Annotated in this window: 19 protein-coding genes and 1 pseudogene; 18 read left to right on the forward strand and 2 right to left on the reverse strand. The window is 39.5% G+C overall.

What is annotated here, in order from left to right:
* Positions 1 to 23 precede the first annotated feature (23 nt).
* The 15 genes and pseudogenes from HSISS3_RS04565 (at position 24) to HSISS3_RS04635 (ending at position 14122) form a co-directional block, all read left to right on the forward strand.
* Positions 24 to 257: a DUF1858 domain-containing protein gene (locus HSISS3_RS04565; protein WP_004182516.1), complete on the forward strand. Its 234-nt coding sequence runs from the start codon at positions 24 to 26 to the stop codon at positions 255 to 257.
* 1 nt (position 258) lies between these two features.
* Positions 259 to 1596 (forward strand): DUF438 domain-containing protein, encoded by a 1338-nt coding sequence (locus HSISS3_RS04570; RefSeq protein WP_021151876.1) that lies wholly within the window; start codon positions 259 to 261, stop codon positions 1594 to 1596.
* Positions 1597 to 1709: 113 nt separating this feature from the next.
* Positions 1710 to 2590, forward strand: a pseudogene (truB, locus tag HSISS3_RS04575) (tRNA pseudouridine(55) synthase TruB).
* Complete coding sequence (locus HSISS3_RS04580; protein ID WP_021151878.1) at positions 2587 to 3507, forward strand: bifunctional riboflavin kinase/FAD synthetase; 921 nt, start codon at positions 2587 to 2589, stop codon at positions 3505 to 3507. The pseudogene truB and the gene HSISS3_RS04580 overlap by 4 nt, the downstream one beginning before the upstream one ends.
* Before the next feature lie 59 nt (positions 3508 to 3566).
* A complete protein-coding gene (locus HSISS3_RS04585; RefSeq protein WP_002888379.1) occupies positions 3567 to 3980 on the forward strand; it encodes a Spx/MgsR family RNA polymerase-binding regulatory protein in 414 nt (137 codons plus the stop codon).
* Entirely contained in the window at positions 3973 to 4254 is a 282-nt protein-coding gene (locus HSISS3_RS04590; RefSeq protein ID WP_042771828.1) for a UPF0223 family protein, read from the forward strand. The genes HSISS3_RS04585 and HSISS3_RS04590 overlap by 8 nt, the downstream gene beginning before the upstream one ends.
* Positions 4244 to 5011: an inositol monophosphatase family protein gene (locus HSISS3_RS04595; protein ID WP_002888374.1), complete on the forward strand. Its 768-nt coding sequence runs from the start codon at positions 4244 to 4246 to the stop codon at positions 5009 to 5011. The genes HSISS3_RS04590 and HSISS3_RS04595 overlap by 11 nt, the downstream gene beginning before the upstream one ends.
* A gap of 74 nt (positions 5012 to 5085) precedes the next feature.
* Positions 5086 to 6396, forward strand: coding sequence for an RsmF rRNA methyltransferase first C-terminal domain-containing protein (locus HSISS3_RS04600; protein WP_021151880.1), 1311 nt, complete (start codon positions 5086 to 5088; stop codon positions 6394 to 6396).
* A 118-nt stretch (positions 6397 to 6514) separates the two neighbouring features.
* Positions 6515 to 7390, forward strand: coding sequence for a phosphate ABC transporter substrate-binding protein PstS family protein (locus HSISS3_RS04605; protein WP_021151881.1), 876 nt, complete (start codon positions 6515 to 6517; stop codon positions 7388 to 7390).
* Between the two features lie 2 nt (positions 7391 to 7392).
* On the forward strand, positions 7393 to 8307 hold the full coding sequence (gene pstC, locus HSISS3_RS04610) for a phosphate ABC transporter permease subunit PstC (RefSeq protein ID WP_002888366.1): 915 nt from the start codon (positions 7393 to 7395) through the stop codon (positions 8305 to 8307).
* A 3-nt stretch (positions 8308 to 8310) separates the two neighbouring features.
* Positions 8311 to 9180 carry a phosphate ABC transporter permease PstA gene (pstA, locus tag HSISS3_RS04615; protein WP_042771830.1) on the forward strand — a complete coding sequence of 290 codons (870 nt, stop codon included), beginning with the start codon at positions 8311 to 8313 and terminating at the stop codon, positions 9178 to 9180.
* 10 nt (positions 9181 to 9190) lie between these two features.
* Positions 9191 to 9994 carry a phosphate ABC transporter ATP-binding protein PstB gene (pstB, locus tag HSISS3_RS04620; protein WP_021145374.1) on the forward strand — a complete coding sequence of 268 codons (804 nt, stop codon included), beginning with the start codon at positions 9191 to 9193 and terminating at the stop codon, positions 9992 to 9994.
* Positions 9995 to 10006: 12 nt separating this feature from the next.
* Entirely contained in the window at positions 10007 to 10765 is a 759-nt protein-coding gene (gene pstB / locus HSISS3_RS04625) for a phosphate ABC transporter ATP-binding protein PstB (protein ID WP_002888363.1), read from the forward strand.
* 27 nt (positions 10766 to 10792) lie between these two features.
* Positions 10793 to 11446, forward strand: coding sequence for a phosphate signaling complex protein PhoU (gene phoU / locus HSISS3_RS04630; RefSeq protein WP_042767191.1), 654 nt, complete (start codon positions 10793 to 10795; stop codon positions 11444 to 11446).
* 135 nt (positions 11447 to 11581) lie between these two features.
* Positions 11582 to 14122 (forward strand): M1 family metallopeptidase, encoded by a 2541-nt coding sequence (locus tag HSISS3_RS04635; protein WP_021151883.1) that lies wholly within the window; start codon positions 11582 to 11584, stop codon positions 14120 to 14122.
* A gap of 154 nt (positions 14123 to 14276) precedes the next feature.
* Here HSISS3_RS04635 and xerS read toward each other — a convergent pair whose 3' ends face one another.
* Together xerS and HSISS3_RS04645 are read right to left on the reverse strand one after the other, a co-directional pair.
* Positions 14277 to 15347 carry a tyrosine recombinase XerS gene (gene xerS / locus HSISS3_RS04640; protein WP_021145377.1) on the reverse strand — a complete coding sequence of 357 codons (1071 nt, stop codon included), beginning with the start codon at positions 15345 to 15347 and terminating at the stop codon, positions 14277 to 14279.
* 204 nt (positions 15348 to 15551) lie between these two features.
* Positions 15552 to 16541 (reverse strand): lipoate--protein ligase, encoded by a 990-nt coding sequence (locus HSISS3_RS04645; protein ID WP_002888352.1) that lies wholly within the window; start codon positions 16539 to 16541, stop codon positions 15552 to 15554.
* A 123-nt stretch (positions 16542 to 16664) separates the two neighbouring features.
* Between HSISS3_RS04645 and HSISS3_RS12295 the strand changes: the two genes are divergently transcribed.
* From HSISS3_RS12295 to HSISS3_RS04660, 3 genes are all read left to right on the forward strand, one after another.
* Positions 16665 to 17255 (forward strand): hypothetical protein, encoded by a 591-nt coding sequence (locus HSISS3_RS12295; RefSeq protein ID WP_021151884.1) that lies wholly within the window; start codon positions 16665 to 16667, stop codon positions 17253 to 17255.
* Positions 17252 to 17791: a hypothetical protein gene (locus HSISS3_RS12300; protein WP_021151885.1), complete on the forward strand. Its 540-nt coding sequence runs from the start codon at positions 17252 to 17254 to the stop codon at positions 17789 to 17791. Before HSISS3_RS12295 ends, HSISS3_RS12300 begins: the two co-directional genes overlap by 4 nt.
* 209 nt (positions 17792 to 18000) lie before the next feature.
* Positions 18001 to 18414: transposase family protein (locus tag HSISS3_RS04660; RefSeq protein ID WP_042771831.1), on the forward strand; the 414-nt coding region annotated here is incomplete at its 3' end.

The following is an 18414-nucleotide window of genomic DNA, read 5'->3' on the forward strand; positions in this document are numbered from 1 at the left end:
AAATATGTTATTAGGAGGTCACAATGACAACCAACACTATAGATTTATCACAACCAGTCGCAACCATCATTAAAGAGCATCCAGAGGTTAAGGATTTACTGATTGATCTCGGTTTCAAGCCCTTGTCCAACCCTGCTATGCTAAATACTGTCGGTAAGGTAACCAGTCTAAAAGCTGGCTCTAAGTTAGCTAATATTCCCCTAGATAAAATTAAGCAAACCTTACTATTCAATGGATATGATGTCATCGGAGACTGATATGGAAAACAATCGTATTCAAATACTCAAAGAAATTCTACTAGATTTGCACCATGGAGCCAGTCCTGAGAGTGTTCAAGAGCGCTTCAATCAACACTTCAAGGGAGTTTCTGCCCTTGAAATCTCTATGATGGAACATGAACTGATGGCATCTGAAGAAGGAGTTACTTTTGAAGATGTCATGAGCCTCTGTAATGTACATGCTAACCTCTTTAAAGGAGCCATTGCAGATGTGGAGGTAGCAGACGCTGATCAAGAAGGCCACCCTGTTTATGTGTTTAAACAAGAGAATTTAGCCCTACGTTCAGCTATTCTCCGTATTCGACGTATCGTAGAAAATATCAGTAAGCCTGAAAATGAAGAGTTTAAATCTGACCTAGTAAATGGGCTTAAGCATCAGATGTCATTACTTGGTCAATTCCATAATCATTACACACGTAAAGAAAAGCTCTTCTTTCCAATTATGGAGCGTTACGGTCATGACTCCCCGCCAAAAGTGATGTGGGGTGTAGACGATGACATCCGAAAACTTTTTAGAGTAGCAGAAGCTAAACTCAAAGCACTTCCAGAAGGTGCTTTAGAAGAGTTTTCAAAAGCATTTGAAGCCTTTTCGGAAGAGTTTGAAGCTATGATTTTCAAGGAAGAAGCCATCCTACTTATGATTCTGCTAGAAACCTTCACGCAGGATGATTGGCTTTCCATTGCTGAGGAGAGCGACGCCTATGGCTATGCTATTATAAAGCCTACAGCTATCTGGAAGCCTAAGCGAGAGCGTTTTGATGATACTGTACTAGAAGAAAAGTCTAGTCCAAAAGCTGAGGAGAATATCGGCAATACACGTGTCATAGATACCCCTGAAGGGCAATTCACCATCAGCTTCACACCGAAACCAAAGGCTGAAACTATCGTAGATAGAGAAACCACACAGCCTTTTGGCAATGGTTATTTATCTGTTGAACAGGCCAATCTCATCCTCAATCATCTCCCTTTGGAAATCACTTTCGTTAATAAAGATGATATTTTCCAATACTATAACGACAATGTTCCAGCCAATGAAATGGTCTTTAAACGAACACCTAGTCAAATTGGACGGAATGTTGAACTTTGTCATCCGCCAAAAGTCCTTGACAAGGTCAAGAAAATCTTTGACTTACTCAGAAGTGGTGAGCGTGACCAAGTACCAATGTGGTTCAAATCTGAACGTCTAGGAAAATTCGTCTACGTCACCTATGCTGCTGTACGAGACGATAAAGGAGACTTTCAGGGCGTCCTAGAGTATGTCCAAGATATCCAGCCTTTCTTTGAGCTAGATAGCGACCTCAAAAGGGATATTGATTAAAAAGAAGAAGTAAATGTGACGTTATAAACATCTGAAGAGGCTAGAGAATTTACTCTTGGCCTCTTTATGTTTCTACCTAGCTCTTTATGCTTGCTTTTGATATAATTAAAAGTATGATTTCAGGAATTATTAATCTAAAAAAGAAGCTGGAATGACCAGTCACGATGCAGTATTTAAACTGCGCAAAATTTTACATGAAAAGAAAATCGGACACGGTGGAACCCTAGATCCTGATGTTACTGGTGTTTTACCCATAGCAGTTGGAAAGGCTACTCGTGTCATTGAATACATGACTGAAGCTGGCAAGGTCTATGAGGGTGAGATTACCATTGGCTTTTCGACAACGACCGAAGATGCTAGCGGTGACGTCGTCCAAACAACACCTTTAACAGAGCTGGATGAAGAATCTGTTGATAAAGCCATGTCTAGTTTTGAGGGCCAAATCACACAAATCCCACCGATGTACTCAGCAGTTAAAGTCAATGGGAAAAAACTTTATGAATATGCACGCGCCGGCCAAGAAGTCGAACGTCCACAACGCCAAGTGATAATTACCGAGTTTGTTCGTACCTCACCTATTAAGCTTGAAAACGGCACTGCAAGATTTACCTTCCGTGTTGCTTGTAGCAAAGGAACTTATGTTCGTACCTTATCTGTCGACTTAGGTGCTAAACTTGGTTATGCTAGCCACATGTCTGCTCTGCGTCGAACAGCTTCAGCAGGGTTAACGTTAGATTTAGCCCTAACCCTCTCACAAATTTCAGAAATGGTAGAAGCAGGGGATGAGTCTTTCTTACTCCCTATCGAATTTGGTGTTCAGGACCTACCGGCTGCGCAAGTCACTGAAGAAGATGCCAAAGAAATCTCATTTGGTCGCTTTATTTCCTTAGAGAGCCAAGAACCTCTGGTAGCTGCCTTTTTGGGTGACAAGGTTCTAGCCATCATGGAAAAGCGACATCACGTCTATAAACCTAGAAAAGTATTAATCCAATGAAAGTAACGTCTATTAATGATTATAAAGATATCCATCAGGAGAAGGGAACAGTCCTTGTCTTAGGCTATTTCGATGCGCTTCACCGTGGTCATAAAGTCCTGTTTGATAAGGCACGTCAGATTGCTGATGAGAAACAGCTTGAAGTAGCTGTCCTTACCTTTAACGAGAGTCCGCAACTGACATTTCAACGCTATAAAGATGACCTCCTTCTTCATATCACTGCACCTCAAAGACGTTGTGATCTTTTTGAAGCTTACGGAACAGATCAACTTTATTTAACAGATTTCAATAGTGATTTTGCCCGAACCAGTTCTGATGACTTCATTGCTCGTTATATTAAGCGTTTAAAGGCTCAAGAGATTGTTGTGGGATTTGATTACAAGTTTGGACACCATCGAACGGATGCAGACTATTTAGCTCGAAATTTTTCTGGAAGGGTACATGTCATTGAAGAGCAACAAAGTGATGGTGAAAAAATTTCATCGACTCGTGTTCGCCAGTTGATTAGAGAAGGTAAGGTTAAAGAGGCCAATGACCTCTTGGGACATGAATTCTCTACACGAGGTATTGTGGTCCACGGAGATGCGCGTGGACGCACTATTGGTTTTCCAACGGCCAATCTAGCACCAATTGATAGAACCTTTCTACCAGCTGATGGGGTTTACGTTGCTGACGTCGTCATTGATGGAAAACGCTATCGTTCTATGACCAGCTTGGGTAAAAATGTCACCTTTGGAGGGACAGAACTGCGTCTTGAAGCCAACATCTTTGATTTTGAAGGCGACATCTATGGGAAAACGATTGAAGTCTTCTGGCTAGAATATATCCGTGATATGGTTAAGTTTAATAGCATAGATGAACTTTGTGAACAATTGAATACAGACAAAAATATCGCAGAAAATTTTAAGAAAGCGTAGCCAAAACTATACAAATATTGTATAATAATTAGGAATGTTAAAGTGAAAGGGGCGTTTGCATGGTAACTTTATTTTTATCACCTAGCTGCACCAGCTGTAGGAAAGCAAGAGCCTGGTTGACCAATCATGAAGTTGCTTTTAACGAACACAATATTATCACAAGCCCATTAACCCACGATGAGTTGATGAGGATTTTGTCTTATACAGAAAATGGTACAGAGGATATCATTTCAACCCGTTCAAAAGTCTTTCAAAAATTAAACATCGATGTAGATGATTTAACCATCAAGGAACTTATTCAATTGATTTCTGAATATCCAAATCTTCTTCGTCGACCTATCATTATGGATAACAAACGCATGCAAATTGGGTTTAATGAAGATGAAATTCGTGCTTTTTTGCCTCGTGACTATAGAAAGCAAGAACTACGTCAAGCGACCATTCGTGCTGAAATTGAGGGTAACAATGACTAAAGGAAATTATTCCTACCCACTCGATCCATCATGGAGCACTGAGGAAATTACCACAGTGCTTCATTTTTTGAGTCAGGTAGAAAAAGCATACGAAAGCAAGGTTGATCGTGATCAACTCTTGCAAGCCTATAAAGCGTTTAAGATTGTTGTCCCTGGAAAGGCACCTGAAAAGCAACTCGACAAGGCTTTTGAAGAAGCTAGCGGTTTTTCAACCTACCAAGCTATCAAAGCCACCAAAGCACAAGATAAAGGATTAATCTCACTTGGAAAATAAATTGAGTTTCGCAAAAGAAATCATAAAAGAAGCTGGAGATTTTATTAAAGACAGTTTGTCAAAAACGATAACAGTTGAAGAAAAGACAGCTTTTGATGATTTAGTAACTAATATTGATAAGCAAACACAAGATTTACTCGTTGCTAGGATTCAATCTGCTTTCCCTACGGATCATATTTTTGCAGAAGAAAATGGCCTAGTTCATGATATAAAAGATGGCAATGTCTGGGTCTTGGATCCTATTGACGGAACAGTCAATTTTATTGTTCAACAAGAAAATTTTTGTGTCATGATTGCTTACTACGAAGAGGGCCAAGGAAAATTCGGCCTCATTTATAACGTCATGGCTGATGAACTTTTCTATGGTGGTGGCCAATTCGATGTTTATTGTAATGACAAGTTACTTCCAGTATATCAAGATCGTCCTTTAAATCGATGTCTAGTTGCTAGTAATGCAGCCATGTTTGCTAAAAATTTTCATGGCCTCCAAAGCTTTATTAATAAAACCTTGGGCGTACGTGTTTATGGTGGTGCCGGTTTAAGTATGTCAAAAGTCCTATCCGGTCAAATTTTAGCCTATTTTTCTGTCATTTACCCATGGGACTATGCTGCAGCAAGTATTATGGGCGAAAAATTAGGTTATCAGCTTGAGACCATTAACGGAGAAGCTCTTGATTACTCTAGTCGTCAGGCGGTAATGCTTGTTCCTAAAGCAAAGCTCAATGACATTAAAACCATTATGAGCTCTAAAGATTAATTGAATAAGTATACTGGACAAATCAGGACCATAAGTCCTCTTGGTTGGTCCAGTTTTTTAATAGAAAGGAAACTATGGAATTTCCATTAGATTTTGTAGAAAAATACACTGACTTATTGGGTAAAGAAGCGGATAACTTCTTCGCATCTTTTGACCAGGAAGCCGTATCTGCCTATCGCACAAATCCTCTTAAAAAGCAGCAGAAAAACTATCCTGATGCTATTCCTAAAACACCTTGGGGTCATTACGGGAAAATTTCTGGGAAATCTTCTGACCATGCGACTGGTTTGGTCTATTCTCAGGAACCTGCAGCTCAAATGGTCGCTCAAGTTGCAGCTCCAACCAAGGGAAGTCGTGTCTTAGATTTAGCAGCTGCTCCAGGTGGAAAATCTACCCATCTTCTAAGCTATCTAGACAATACAGGACTGCTCGTTAGCAATGAAATCAATCCCAAACGTAGCAAGATTTTAGTTGAAAATATTGAACGTTTTGGTGCTAGAAATGTCGTGGTGACTAATACGTCAGCCGATAAACTAGCTAAAGTTTTCAAAAATTACTTTGATACGATTGTCTTTGATGGACCATGTTCTGGTGAAGGAATGTTCCGCAAAGACCCTGATGCAATCCAATATTGGCATAAGGACTATCCGAGTGAGCTAGCACAATTGCAGAAGGACATCTTAACAGATGGTTTGAAGATGCTTGCCCCAGGTGGCCAATTAATCTACTCAACCTGCACCTGGTCCCCTGAGGAGAATGAAGGTGTGGTCTCTTGGATTTTAGAGAATTACCCTGACCTTGAATTGGTAGACATTCCGAAACAAAATGGTATGTGTCATGGAATCAATTTTCCAGAAACAGCTCGTATGTATCCGCATCATTTTAAGGGTGAAGGGCAATTTGTGGCAAAATTTCAAGATCAACGCCTAACCGAGCAAAAGCGTATCAAAGAAGGGAAATCTAACCTCAATAAGGAGCAGAAGCAACTTTGGGAAGCCTTTGCTAAAAAGTACCTTAAAACACATCTAGATGGTCTACTTCAGGTTTTTGGAGATAATCTTTACTTACTTCCTAATGGTCTTCCAGATCTTTCCAAAGTGAAAATCGCTCGTAACGGTTTGCATCTAGGAATCTTCAAGAAGAAACGTTTCGAACCAAGTTTTGCACTCGGAATGGCACTAACCTCTGATGAAGTTGTTTCAAGTCTATCCCTCAATCAAGAGCAGTTTGCCCAGTATGTTTCAGGCAATGTGGTTACTTTAGACCAAGCCCTTCCCAACGGTTGGTATCATTTATTGGTTGACGGTAATGGGTTTGGATTTGCCAAAGTCGTTGGAAATACCGTAAAAAATTACTATCCAAAGGGGTTGAGATACCATATCTGACAGCCTGTAATCAAAGTTTAATGTGACTTAATCATCCTATCCTTGGTATAATTAAAGAGATGTCTTTTAGAAGCCTATATATTACGCTATTTTGTTACAAAAATCTCGGAGGACAAAAATGAAAAAAACAAAAGTCCTTGCAGTGATTTTATCACTAGCAATGGCCACACTAGTCTTAACTGGCTGTGCCTCTTGGATTGACCGTGGTCAGTCCATTACAGCAGTTGGGTCTACGGCTCTTCAACCTTTAGTGGAAGCAGCAGCAGATGGTTTCGCTGAAAAGAGCCCTGAAAAAATTGTTAATGTCCAAGGGGGTGGTTCCGGTACAGGACTTTCACAAGTTCAATCTGGAGCTGTCCAAATCGGTAACAGCGATCTCTTTGCTGAGGAAAAATCTGGAATAGATGCTAGTAAGCTTGTTGACTTTCAAGTTGCTGTTGCTGGCATTGCCGTTATTACCAATAAAGAAGTTTCTGTTGACAACCTAACAACAGAGCAACTTCGCAAAATTTTCACAGGCGAAATTACAAACTGGAAACAACTCGGTGGACAGGATTTGGACATTACCATCATCAACCGTGCAGCAAGTTCAGGATCACGTGCCACTTTTGATGCTGTCATTATGGACGGAAAATCTCCTATTCGCACGCAAGAGCAAGATTCTAACGGAATGGTTAAGTCAATTGTCGCTCAAACCCCTGGAGCGATTTCATACCTATCATTTGCTTACCTTGATGACTCTGTTAAAACATTGAAGCTTAATGGCTTTGAACCAAAGGCTGAAAATGTTGCAACTAATGATTGGCCAATCTGGTCTTACGAACATATGTATACTAAAGGTAAGCCCGATGGTTATACAAAACAATTCCTAGACTATATGATGAGCGACGAGGTTCAAGAGAACGTCGTTTCAAAAATGGGTTACATTTCCATCCATAGTATGAAAGTAACAAAGGATGCTGATGGTAAAGTCACAAAGAAGAGTGAGGAGTAAGCATGAAAAATGAAGATTTGGTGAAGCAGTTAACATCACCCTCTAAAAATTCACGCCTCGAAAAGTTTGGTAAAACAATCACTTTTCTTTGCCTAGCTTTGATTGTTTTCATTGTAGCAATGATTTTACTATTTGTAGCCCAAAAAGGACTAGCTACTTTCTTTGTCAATAAGGTTAGTTTGATTGAGTTCCTCTTTAGTGGGGATTGGTCACCATCTGAGGGCAAGTTTGGGGCGCTGCCAATGATTTTGGGCTCATTCGTGGTTACCTTACTTTCAGCCTTAGTAGCAACGCCATTTGCTATTGGGGCAGCCATCTTTATGACTGAAATTTCTCCTAAAGGAGCTAAATTCCTGCAACCTGCTATTGAACTTTTGGTTGGGATACCATCTGTTGTATATGGATTCATTGGTCTCCAAGTCGTGGTCCCATTTGTTCGTTTCATTTTTGGTGGTACAGGATTTGGTATCCTTTCAGGTACCTTTGTCTTGTTCGTCATGATTTTACCAACCGTAACCTTTATGACGACAGACACGCTTCGTGCGGTACCACGTCACTATCGTGAAGCCAGTCTTGCCATGGGGGCTACTCGCTGGCAAACCATTTGGCGAGTGACGCTTAATGCGGCTAAACCAGGTATCTTCACGGCCGTTATCTTCGGTATGGCCCGTGCCTTTGGTGAGGCTCTTGCCATCCAGATGGTCGTCGGAAATTCTGCTGTGGTTCCAACTTCTTTAACCACACCGGCAGCAACCTTGACATCTGTATTGACTATGGGAATCGGAAATACCGTCATGGGCACAGTTTCAAACAATGTCCTCTGGTCACTTGCCCTGGTACTCTTATTAATGAGCCTCGGTTTCAATATGTTGGTTAAATTCATTACCCGTGAAAGAAAGAGAAATTATGAACGCTAAAAAATTGATAAAATTGCCATCGGTACACTCTATGTGATTGCTGGCATTATTGTAACAATACTAGCAGCCTTGATTCTCTATATCTTGGTTCGTGGGTTACCACACATTAGCTGGTCTTTCTTGACAAGTCGATCATCGTCCTACAAAGCCGGAGGAGGAATTGGTGTTCAACTCTACAATTCATTCTTTCTTTTAGTGATTACCTTGATTATTTCTGTTCCTCTTTCAATGGGAGCAGGTATTTATCTTTCCGAATACGCTAAAAAAGGAAGACTCACAAACTTTGTAAGGACTTGTATTGAGATTCTTTCATCACTACCATCAGTAGTAGTTGGACTTTTTGGTTATTTGATTTTCGTTGTCCAATTTCAGTATGGTTTTTCAATTCTATCAGGTGCCTTGGCACTTACCGTTTTTAACCTACCACAAATGACACGTACTGTTGAAGATAGTCTAAGAACGGTTCACCATACCCAGCGTGAAGCAGGTCTTGCTTTAGGCTTGTCTCGCTGGGTAACCATCTGTTATGTTGTCGTACCAGAGGCCTTACCAGGAATTGTAACTGGGATTGTACTTGCATCTGGCCGTATTTTTGGGGAAGCAGCAGCACTTATTTACACAGCTGGTCAATCAGCACCGGCCCTTAACTGGAGTGACTGGAATCCACTTTCTATCTCTAGTCCGATTTCGATCTTCCGCCAAGCTGAGACGCTTGCTGTTCACATCTGGAAAGTCAATTCTGAAGGGACGACACCTGACGCTACAGCTGTATCAGCTGGTTCAGCGGCAGTACTCTTGATTTTCATTTTGATTTTCAACTTTGGTGCACGTCGTTTGGGAGCTTACCTCCATAAGAAATTAACATCCGCTTAAAGGAGTTACCATGACTAAATACAATTGGGACGAGCGTCATATTATCACCTTCCCAGAGAAGGAGCTCGCTCTTGAAATAAAGGACTTGCATGTCTATTATGGTCAAAAAGAAGCCATCAAAGGCATCGACATGCAATTCGAGAAAAATAAAATTACGGCTCTGATTGGGCCTTCAGGATGCGGGAAGTCAACCTTTCTTCGTAGCCTAAACCGTATGAATGATACGATTGATATTGCTAAGGTTACTGGACAAATCCTTTATCAAGGCGTCGATGTCAATGCAAGTAATATCAATGTTTATGAAATGCGTAAACATATTGGAATGGTTTTCCAACGTCCAAATCCATTTGCCAAGTCTATCTACAGAAACATTACCTTTGCTCACGAACGTAAAGGCGTAAGAGATAAGCAAACTTTGGACGAGATTGTTGAGACATCGCTTAAGCAAGCAGGTCTTTGGGATCAGGTTAAAGATGATCTTCATAAATCTGCCTTTACCCTCTCAGGCGGTCAGCAGCAACGGCTTTGTATAGCAAGGGCCATTGCTGTTAAACCACGTATCCTTCTCATGGATGAACCTGCCGCCTCACTGGACCCTCTTGCCACGATGCAACTAGAAGAAACCATGTTTGAACTTAAGGAAAACTACTCTATTATCATCGTAACGCACAATATGCAACAAGCAGCGCGTGCTAGTGATTATACGGCTTTCTTCTACCTTGGTGACCTCATCGAATATGACAAAACTAAGAAAATCTTCCAAGATGCTGCCCTACAGTCAACCAGTGACTATGTCTCAGGACGCTTTGGATAGAAAGGAGCATCTATGACTGAACCAATCATTTCCATCAATGATTTATCGGTGTATTTCAATAAGAAAAAAGCCCTTAATAACGTGACCATGGATTTCTATCCAAATGAAATCACAGCCCTTATCGGACCTTCAGGATCAGGAAAATCAACCTTGCTCCGTTCTATCAACCGAATGGGAGATTTAAACCCTGAGTGGACGCTTACTGGAGCAGTATCTTACAATGGTCATAATGTCTATAGTCCTCGAACGGACACTGTTGAGTTACGAAAGCAAATCGGTATGGTCTTTCAACAACCTAATCCTTTCCCCATGTCTATCTATGAAAACGTGGTTTATGGACTTCGTATCAATGGTATCAAAGACAAAGCAGTCCTTGATAAAGCAGTCGAAGAATCTCTAAAAGGTGCTTCAATATGGGAAGAAGTAAAAGACCGTCTCCATGAATCAGCTCTCGGCCTTTCGGGAGGACAACAACAACGTATCTGTATTGCAAGGGTTCTTGCAACATCACCAAAGGTTATCCTACTTGACGAGCCAACATCAGCTTTGGACCCTATCTCGGCAGGAAAAATCGAAGAAACCCTCTACAACCTAAAAGACCAATACACTTTGTTGCTTGTTACTCGTTCTATGCAACAAGCTAGTCGTATCTCCCAACGAACAGGCTTTTTCCTTGATGGACAACTCATTGAGTATTCATCGACTAAGCATATGTTCCTTAATCCACAACACAAAGAAACAGAAGATTACATTACCGGTAAGTTCGGTTAAGAAAGGACGGATTCATTACCAATTATGATGTTACGAACACCCTTCGAAGAAGAATTAGCAAAACTCCACAATCAATTTTATGCCATGGGTACCGAAGTTGCTGCTCAGCTCAAAAAAGCAGTACGTGCCTTCATCAGCCATGACCGTGAATTGGCTAAAGAAGTTATTGAAAACGATGAAATTGTCAATAACTACGAAACCAAACTTGAGAAAAAATCGCTTGAAATTATTGCCCTTCAGCAACCTGTATCAAGTGATTTACGTACTGTTATCACTGCACTAAAAGCATCTAGTGACGTCGAGCGTATGGGTGACCATGCCGTTGCTATCGCAAAGGCGACCATCCGTATTAAGGGTGAAAACCGAATGACTGATATTGAAGCTGAGATCAAGAAAATGGGAAAAGCAGTCCGCCATATGGTCGAAGAAGCTCTTGAAGTTTACTTGAATGCTGACGAAAAGCGTGCTTATGAAATCGCAGCCTCAGATGAAAACATTGACAACTTTTTCCGTGATATCCAATCCATGACGGTAGAAGGTGTCCGGAAAAATCCAGATGCAGCCTTCGCTGCTAAAGAATATTTCCAAGTACTCATGTATTTGGAACGCATTGGTGATTACGCCCGTAATTTATGCGAATGGGTCGTCTATCTCAAATCCGGTAAAATCATTGAACTGTAGGCAAAGCTTGCAATCTATGTTATAATGGGTCTGTATTGAATAAATTCAGGTACTTTTCTTTTAAAGTAAAGTACCTAATATCGAAACATTTGTCAGTCTGTTTCGATACGAAAAGTTAGTTAGGAGTATATACGTATGACAGCATCTGTTGCTCGTTTTATCGAAAGTTTCATCCCTGAAAATTATAATCTTTTCTTGGATATTAATCGTTCTGAAAAGACCTTTACAGGGAATGTTGCCATTACAGGTGAAGCCCTTGATAACCATATCTCCCTTCACCAGAAAGACCTTACCATCCATTCTATTCTCTTGGATAATGAATCACTAAACTTTCAAATGGATGATGCCAATGAGGCTTTCCATATTGAACTTCCAGAGACTGGGGTTTTAACGCTTGTCATTGAATTTTCCGGTCGTATTACAGACAATATGACCGGAATCTACCCATCATATTACACCCACAATGGTGAGAAGAAGGAAATCATTTCAACACAGTTTGAATCTCATTTTGCGCGTGAAGCTTTTCCATCTATTGATGAACCAGAAGCCAAAGCGACCTTTGATTTCTCATTGAAATTTGACGCTGAAGAAGGCGATATTGCCTTGTCAAATATGCCTGAAATCAATAGTCATCTCCGTGAAGAAACTGGCGTTTGGACCTTTGAGACAACACCACGTATGTCAACTTATCTCCTAGCCTTTGGGTTTGGAGCTCTCCAAGGTAAAACCGCTAAAACTCAAAACGGTACAGAAGTCGGCGTCTTCGCTACAGTTGCACAAGCAGCAAACAGTGTTGACTTTGCGCTTGACATTGCCGTTCGTGTCATTGATTTCTACGAAGATTATTTCCAAGTAAAATATCCTATTCCATTGTCTTACCACCTTGCCCTTCCTGATTTCTCAGCAGGTGCTATGGAAAACTGGGGACTTGTTACCTACCGTGAGGTTTACCTTCTTGTAGATGAAAATAGCTCTGCTGTAAGCCGTCAACAGGTAGCCCTTGTTGTTGCCCACGAATTAGCTCACCAATGGTTCGGTAACCTTGTAACGATGAAATGGTGGGATGACCTCTGGCTTAACGAAAGTTTTGCCAACATGATGGAATATGTTTCAGTAGATGCTATTGAACCAAGTTGGAACATCTTTGAAGATTTCCAAACAACTGGTGTACCACATGCCCTCCAACGTGATGCTACAGATGGTGTTCAGTCTGTCCATATGGAAGTCAATCATCCTGATGAGATTAATACCCTCTTTGACAGTGCCATCGTTTATGCCAAGGGTAGCCGTCTCATGCACATGTTGCGTCGTTGGCTAGGTGATGAAGCCTTTGCCAAAGGACTTAACGCTTATTTTGAAAAGCACCAATATAATAACACTGTTGGACGTGATCTTTGGGATGCCCTTTCAGATGCTTCAGGAAAAGATGTCTCTAGCTTTATGGATACTTGGTTGGAACAACCAGGTTACCCAGTGGTTAATGCAGAAGTTGTTGATGACACGCTTATCCTTAGTCAAAAACAGTTCTTCATTGGTGAACACGAGGATAAAGGTCGACTTTGGGAAATCCCATTGAACTCAAATTGGAAGGGTCTACCAGATACACTTTCAGTAGAACGAATTGAGATTCCAAATTATAGTCAACTTGTAGCCCAAAATGAGGGGGCTCTCCGTCTCAACACAGCAAATACAGCTCACTACATCACAGATTACCAAGGACAGCTCTTGGACAATATCCTTGATGAATTTGCACTCCTTGATACTGTAAGTAAACTTCAAATCTTGCAAGAACGTCGTCTCTTAGCTGAAAGTGGACGTATTTCTTACGCAAGCCTAATCACTCTGCTTGATTTGGTTGAAAAAGAAGAAAGCTTCTTGATTGCTCAAGCTAAATCACAAATTCTTAGTGGTTTGAAGCGTTTTATTGATGAAGATACAGAAGCAGAAGTGCATTACAACGCCTTGGTACGCCGTCAATTCCAAAATGACTTTAAGCGTCTTGGTTTTGAAGCCAAAGAAGGCGAGTCAGATGAAGACGAGATGGTACGTCAAACAATGCTTGGCTATTTGATTCAAGCAGACTATCAACCAGCCGTTTTAGCAGCAGCAAGTGTTTTCCAAGCACATAAAGAAAACTTCGAAAGCATTCCAGCAAGTGTCCGAGGTCTTGTCCTTATCAACCAAATGAAACAAGAAAACAGTCTTGAGCTTGTTGAAGAATATGTGAATGCTTACGTTGCAACCAACGATAGTAACTTCCGTCGTCAATTGACTCAAGCAGTCGCTTACCTTAAAAATCAAGAAGGTCTTGACTACGTTTTAGGTCATTTGAAGGATAAAAATGTTGTTAAACCTCAAGATTTGTACCTTTGGTACCTAAGCTTCCTTAATAAATCTTATGCTCAAGAAACCATTTGGAACTGGGCTAAAGAGAATTGGGAATGGATTAAGGCTGCCCTTGGTGGAGATATGAGCTTTGATACCTTTGTTAATATCCCAGCATCGGTCTTTAAAACTCAAGAACGTCTTGATCAGTATATTGCCTTCTTTGAGCCACAAACAAGCGATAAAGGCCTAGAACGTAATATCTTGATGGGAATTAAGACAATTGCCGCACGAGTAAACTTGATTGACAAAGAAAAAGCAGCCGTTGAATCTACACTTAAAGATTATTAGTGAAAACAAACAAGCTTTCCAAAATGGAGAGCTTGTTTTTGCGTGAACTATTTTACATAAATAAAGTTATGTTATTATAAACCACTTTATTGCATAATTAAATTTATGCAAATTACAAAACCATTCCGAGTTGGAATGGCTAGTAGTAAACTTATCATAGATTGTCTAGGGCGTTTTTTTGCTCATCATTAACAATATGCGTGTATAGATCAGTGACCTGAGTAGAAGCATGGCCAAGTTGGTGACTAACTAAAACTTGAGACTTGGTAGCATCATAAAGACGTGTAGCCAAGGTGTGTCGTAATTTGTGGGGAGTCACACGTATCTTGAAGTCCTGAGAATATTTAGCAACCATTTTTTCGATACTTGAAGCATCAATACGGTTAGGTACACCTCGATATTCCGTTAAAAATAGGGCAAGGTCTTGCTTTTCAGCCTTATAGCGTTTATCACGTATACTAAGGTAAGACTCAAGATAAGGTTTTGCAAAACTTGCTACATTAACTGAGTCTCGTTTGCCACCTTTTCGAGTAACATCAATGACCATCATTTTCAGATTGATATCTTTAAGGTCCAGGTTAACAGCCTCAGAAAGTCGAACCCCTGAAGCCAGTAGCAAGGCAATAATTGCTAGATCTCGCTCTTTATTCTTATAAAACGACGATTTTGCTCGATTTGATAGTTTGACTTCGTATTCTTTTTCTACATAATCAAGGAACTCCATGGTTTCATCGCCTAGAAAGAGTTTCTGTTTGATATTCTCAGCTCGAGCAGCTAAAGTTTCTTTCTTTTTCTTAGTAGAAACTTTTTTCATGACGTTACGATAGAAATATGGCTCACCATCAGGACCCTCGACCTCCTCGGTTAAATACTTATAGAGACTAGATAGAGCTGAAAGTGTCCGGTTAATGGTCGTTTGAGAGACACCTTGTTTTGTAGAATAGGTATTTAAAGAGGGACGTTCACGGAGATAAAGGACAAATGATTCCATATCTTTTTTCGTAAGATTTTCTAAGGTTTTGATGTCAATTGAGACAATCTCATCAGCATCTGAAATACCTGAGTCAATCAACCAGTCAAAAAAGCGTTTATATTCCTTGAGATATTCATATAAGGTCGTAAAAGAATACGGTACCGATAGTTTCGATTGGTAATATTCCAAGACGAACCACGGCATGAGAGCTTTGTATTCTTCAATTTTTTCCAGTAAAAGTTCACGTTTCATTGGTTTATTTCTCCATAATTACTTAATAGAAGTATATCACACCTATATCTTTCTTTCAAGAAAATTACAGTTTTTCGGAAAGATGTTATAAGGTATTTTTTCTTAGAGGGTTTATAGATTTACCGGTCAGCCTATCTAGAGACTCACTTAGTCAATCAAAAAAGAAAAAACAACCTGGAATTTTCCAGATTGTTAATACAATGATTAAGCTACGATAGCTTTTGCAACCTCCTCGGTTGTCATACGTGAGAAATAATGTGTTGTATCAATAGTTTCAAGTTTAGCCAAGACATCGTCGTACTCGTAAGGTATTCCGACCAACAAGTCTTCAATATCTGATACATCTCCGATACCAAAGAAATCTCCGTAAATCTTAACAGATTTAATGATTGAATTTTCAACATTGGCATAGGTTGAAATTTTACCAGCTGGGTAACGAACATTACGTTCTACTGTGTATTCTGGTGACTGTCCGTAAGTCCAATCCCAAGTATTAAATTGTTTCTCGTAAGACTCTTGAATCTTTGCTAATTCATCTTCAGAAAGGACGTATTCTTCCATGTCAGGATAAAATTCCTTCATTTTTTCCAAGATTTTATCTGAGAATTCGTTTACGGTAATCTTTTCTGGCAATTCGTCTACAATGTTTGTCACACGGGCACGTACAGACTTAACGCCTTTAGATTCAATCTTGTCTTTGCTGACTTTGAGGGCTTGGCCAAGAACGGACATATCAACGTCAAAGAGCAAGCAACCATGGTGCATCATACGACCTTTATAGTAAGCTTGAGCATTTCCACAGAACTTTTTACCATCGATTTCAAGGTCATTACGGCCAGTAAATTCAGCCTTAACACCCAAATCAGCAAGTGTTGCGATTACCGGTTGAGAAAAGGTCTTAAAGTCAAATGCGCCTTCATCTGCCTTATTAGAGATGATGGTATAATTAAGGTTGTTCAAATCGTGATAAACAGCGCCACCACCAGACAAACGACGAACGACCTTAATATTATGAGCATCTGTATATTCTTTGTTAATCTCTTGAATGGTATTTTGGTGTTTCCCAACAATGATAGCTGGACGGTTAATCCAGAGAATGAATAATTCATCTTCATTTACCAATTCACGAAAGGCATAGGCTTCCAAAGCAATATTATAGGCAGGATCATTTGATGTGTTTACAATGTATTTCATGAGGTCTCCTCTTGTAATGTGATACTTATATTATAAAGGAAAACGGTGACAAAGTACACGAAGATGGCTTAGGTATAAGGATTTTCATGATATAATAGTAAAAAATATATGGGGAGTTTTGGAATGATACAAAATCCTAGTAAATTAAGTCTCTTTTTCTCGAAGCTAACCAGTAAAATAAATAAAAAGGTTAAAATAGCATTTGCTCTGCTTCTTTTGGTCGCTCTTGGAATGTTTCTCTATAATGCCTACCAAAGAGCTTATAAGCCTTATCTCTACGATAAAAACAATTACTACTACAAAGCCTATAATTACAGCGTCAAAAAGATAATACCTCAAAGAAAAGTTGTCAAAGATATTGAGATTGAGGTTCTACATTTCGGAAAAGACGATTTTCCAGATGATTTGTCTGCCTATAAGGTCGGCCATTATATTGATAAAGGAATTGATCCCCGAAGACTTTTCTTACATATTACTTTTACAGATAATACCAATATGACTTTACCATTTGGACAGGTGACCTCTACTGAAAACCATTATGAAGAATATCAAAACTATTTCGATCATAAAGTATTTGAAGTCGGTCCAGGCTTTGATAAAGAATGGTTTTCTAATGCAGAGAATTACAGACAAATAATTCAGCGTTTCCCTGGATTACATGACAAAACAATGGATGCCGACTTCGAATTATATCTAAGAGATTTTCTTTTTTGATAGTCCCTGGGGATACCCTATATCAAACTGGAGCTGTCAAAGAAGGCGTCAGTAAATACCACTTTCAGTTGAAAAATCCTAAATCAGGAAAAATGCAAAGTTATTTTATCTATGGAAATGAAGGCAAAATTCCATTATGGGATTGGCAAACTCCCTTTGTTACTTTTGATAAAGATTTTGCTAACAAAGAAAGAATCCAGGTATTTTTCGATGACTACGAAATTAGAGAGTATGGGAATTACTGGGATGGAATGTACAATATAACGTTTCCTCACTTAAATAGCTTTAGGGGTGACAGGTACAACTTTTATAAAATGGCTTTTTACTCAGATGAATTTACAAATTTTCCACTAAGCCTTGATTTAACAGGTAAGAGCGAGAATTTTAAAATTACCATAACAGATTCATACCTACAAGAAGAATCCAGAACTGCAAAAGATCAAATCCATTATCTAAAATACTCAACATCTAAAACTTATGATGCATCAAATAAAGAAGCATATATTAATGATATATTGAATCATTATCATAACTGACAGAATTAAATTTATGTAAACACAGCTAACTATCTAAATTAGCTGTGTTTTTTTCATGCAAAAAAAACAAGACCATTTCTGATCTTGTGGCTCTATAATTTCTGTAGTGGGTAAAATCACTATAGAGATTATAGAGCTTTTTGAATGCAGACAAAAAGTCCCATAAGAACTATAATGAAAAGCAACCAAACCATCATTAGGAAGAACTTATGAGACTTATTAAGAATACCACAGAATTAATCGGAATTAAAGACCCAAATATCATTATTTCTCTTGTTTTTGAAAAAGATACCTACATTGAGGTTCAAGCAATACTTGATTATCCTGCACCACCATGTCCTCACTGCCAAGGAAAGATGATCAAATATGACTTTCAAAAGCCTTCTAAAATTCCTCTCCTTGAACAAGCTGGAACACCTACACTATTACGTCTTAAAAAGCGTCGTTTCCAGTGTAAAAGTTGTAGGAGAGTCACGGTAGCTAAGACATCAATCGTTGAGAAAAACTGCCAAATCTCCAATCTAGTCCGGCAAAAAGTTGCACAGCTCCTTACTGAAAAGGTGTCACTAACAGATATTGCCAGAAGACTTCGTGTATCAACGTCCACTGTCTATCGTAAGCTT

This window comes from Streptococcus sp. HSISS3 (assembly GCF_000448605.1).
Taxonomy (GTDB): Bacteria; Bacillota; Bacilli; order Lactobacillales; family Streptococcaceae; genus Streptococcus; species Streptococcus raffinosi.

Excerpts from the sequence above, each read along its gene's own strand:
- pstB (WP_021145374.1), top strand. The coding sequence starts at position 9,191 with ATGACTAAATACAATTGGGACGAGCGTCATATTATCACCTTCCCAGAG.
- phoU (WP_042767191.1), top strand. The coding sequence starts at position 10,793 with ATGTTACGAACACCCTTCGAAGAAGAATTAGCAAAACTCCACAATCAA.
- HSISS3_RS04635 (WP_021151883.1), top strand. The coding sequence starts at position 11,582 with ATGACAGCATCTGTTGCTCGTTTTATCGAAAGTTTCATCCCTGAAAAT.
- HSISS3_RS04565 (WP_004182516.1), top strand. The coding sequence starts at position 24 with ATGACAACCAACACTATAGATTTATCACAACCAGTCGCAACCATCATT.
- xerS (WP_021145377.1), bottom strand. The coding sequence starts at position 15,347 with ATGAAACGTGAACTTTTACTGGAAAAAATTGAAGAATACAAAGCTCTC.
- HSISS3_RS04605 (WP_021151881.1), top strand. The coding sequence starts at position 6,515 with ATGAAAAAAACAAAAGTCCTTGCAGTGATTTTATCACTAGCAATGGCC.
- HSISS3_RS04570 (WP_021151876.1), top strand. The coding sequence starts at position 259 with ATGGAAAACAATCGTATTCAAATACTCAAAGAAATTCTACTAGATTTG.
- HSISS3_RS04590 (WP_042771828.1), top strand. The coding sequence starts at position 3,973 with ATGACTAAAGGAAATTATTCCTACCCACTCGATCCATCATGGAGCACT.
- HSISS3_RS04645 (WP_002888352.1), bottom strand. The coding sequence starts at position 16,541 with ATGAAATACATTGTAAACACATCAAATGATCCTGCCTATAATATTGCT.
- HSISS3_RS04585 (WP_002888379.1), top strand. The coding sequence starts at position 3,567 with ATGGTAACTTTATTTTTATCACCTAGCTGCACCAGCTGTAGGAAAGCA.
- HSISS3_RS04580 (WP_021151878.1), top strand. The coding sequence starts at position 2,587 with ATGAAAGTAACGTCTATTAATGATTATAAAGATATCCATCAGGAGAAG.
- HSISS3_RS04600 (WP_021151880.1), top strand. The coding sequence starts at position 5,086 with ATGGAATTTCCATTAGATTTTGTAGAAAAATACACTGACTTATTGGGT.
- HSISS3_RS12295 (WP_021151884.1), top strand. The coding sequence starts at position 16,665 with ATGATACAAAATCCTAGTAAATTAAGTCTCTTTTTCTCGAAGCTAACC.
- pstB (WP_002888363.1), top strand. The coding sequence starts at position 10,007 with ATGACTGAACCAATCATTTCCATCAATGATTTATCGGTGTATTTCAAT.
- pstC (WP_002888366.1), top strand. The coding sequence starts at position 7,393 with ATGAAAAATGAAGATTTGGTGAAGCAGTTAACATCACCCTCTAAAAAT.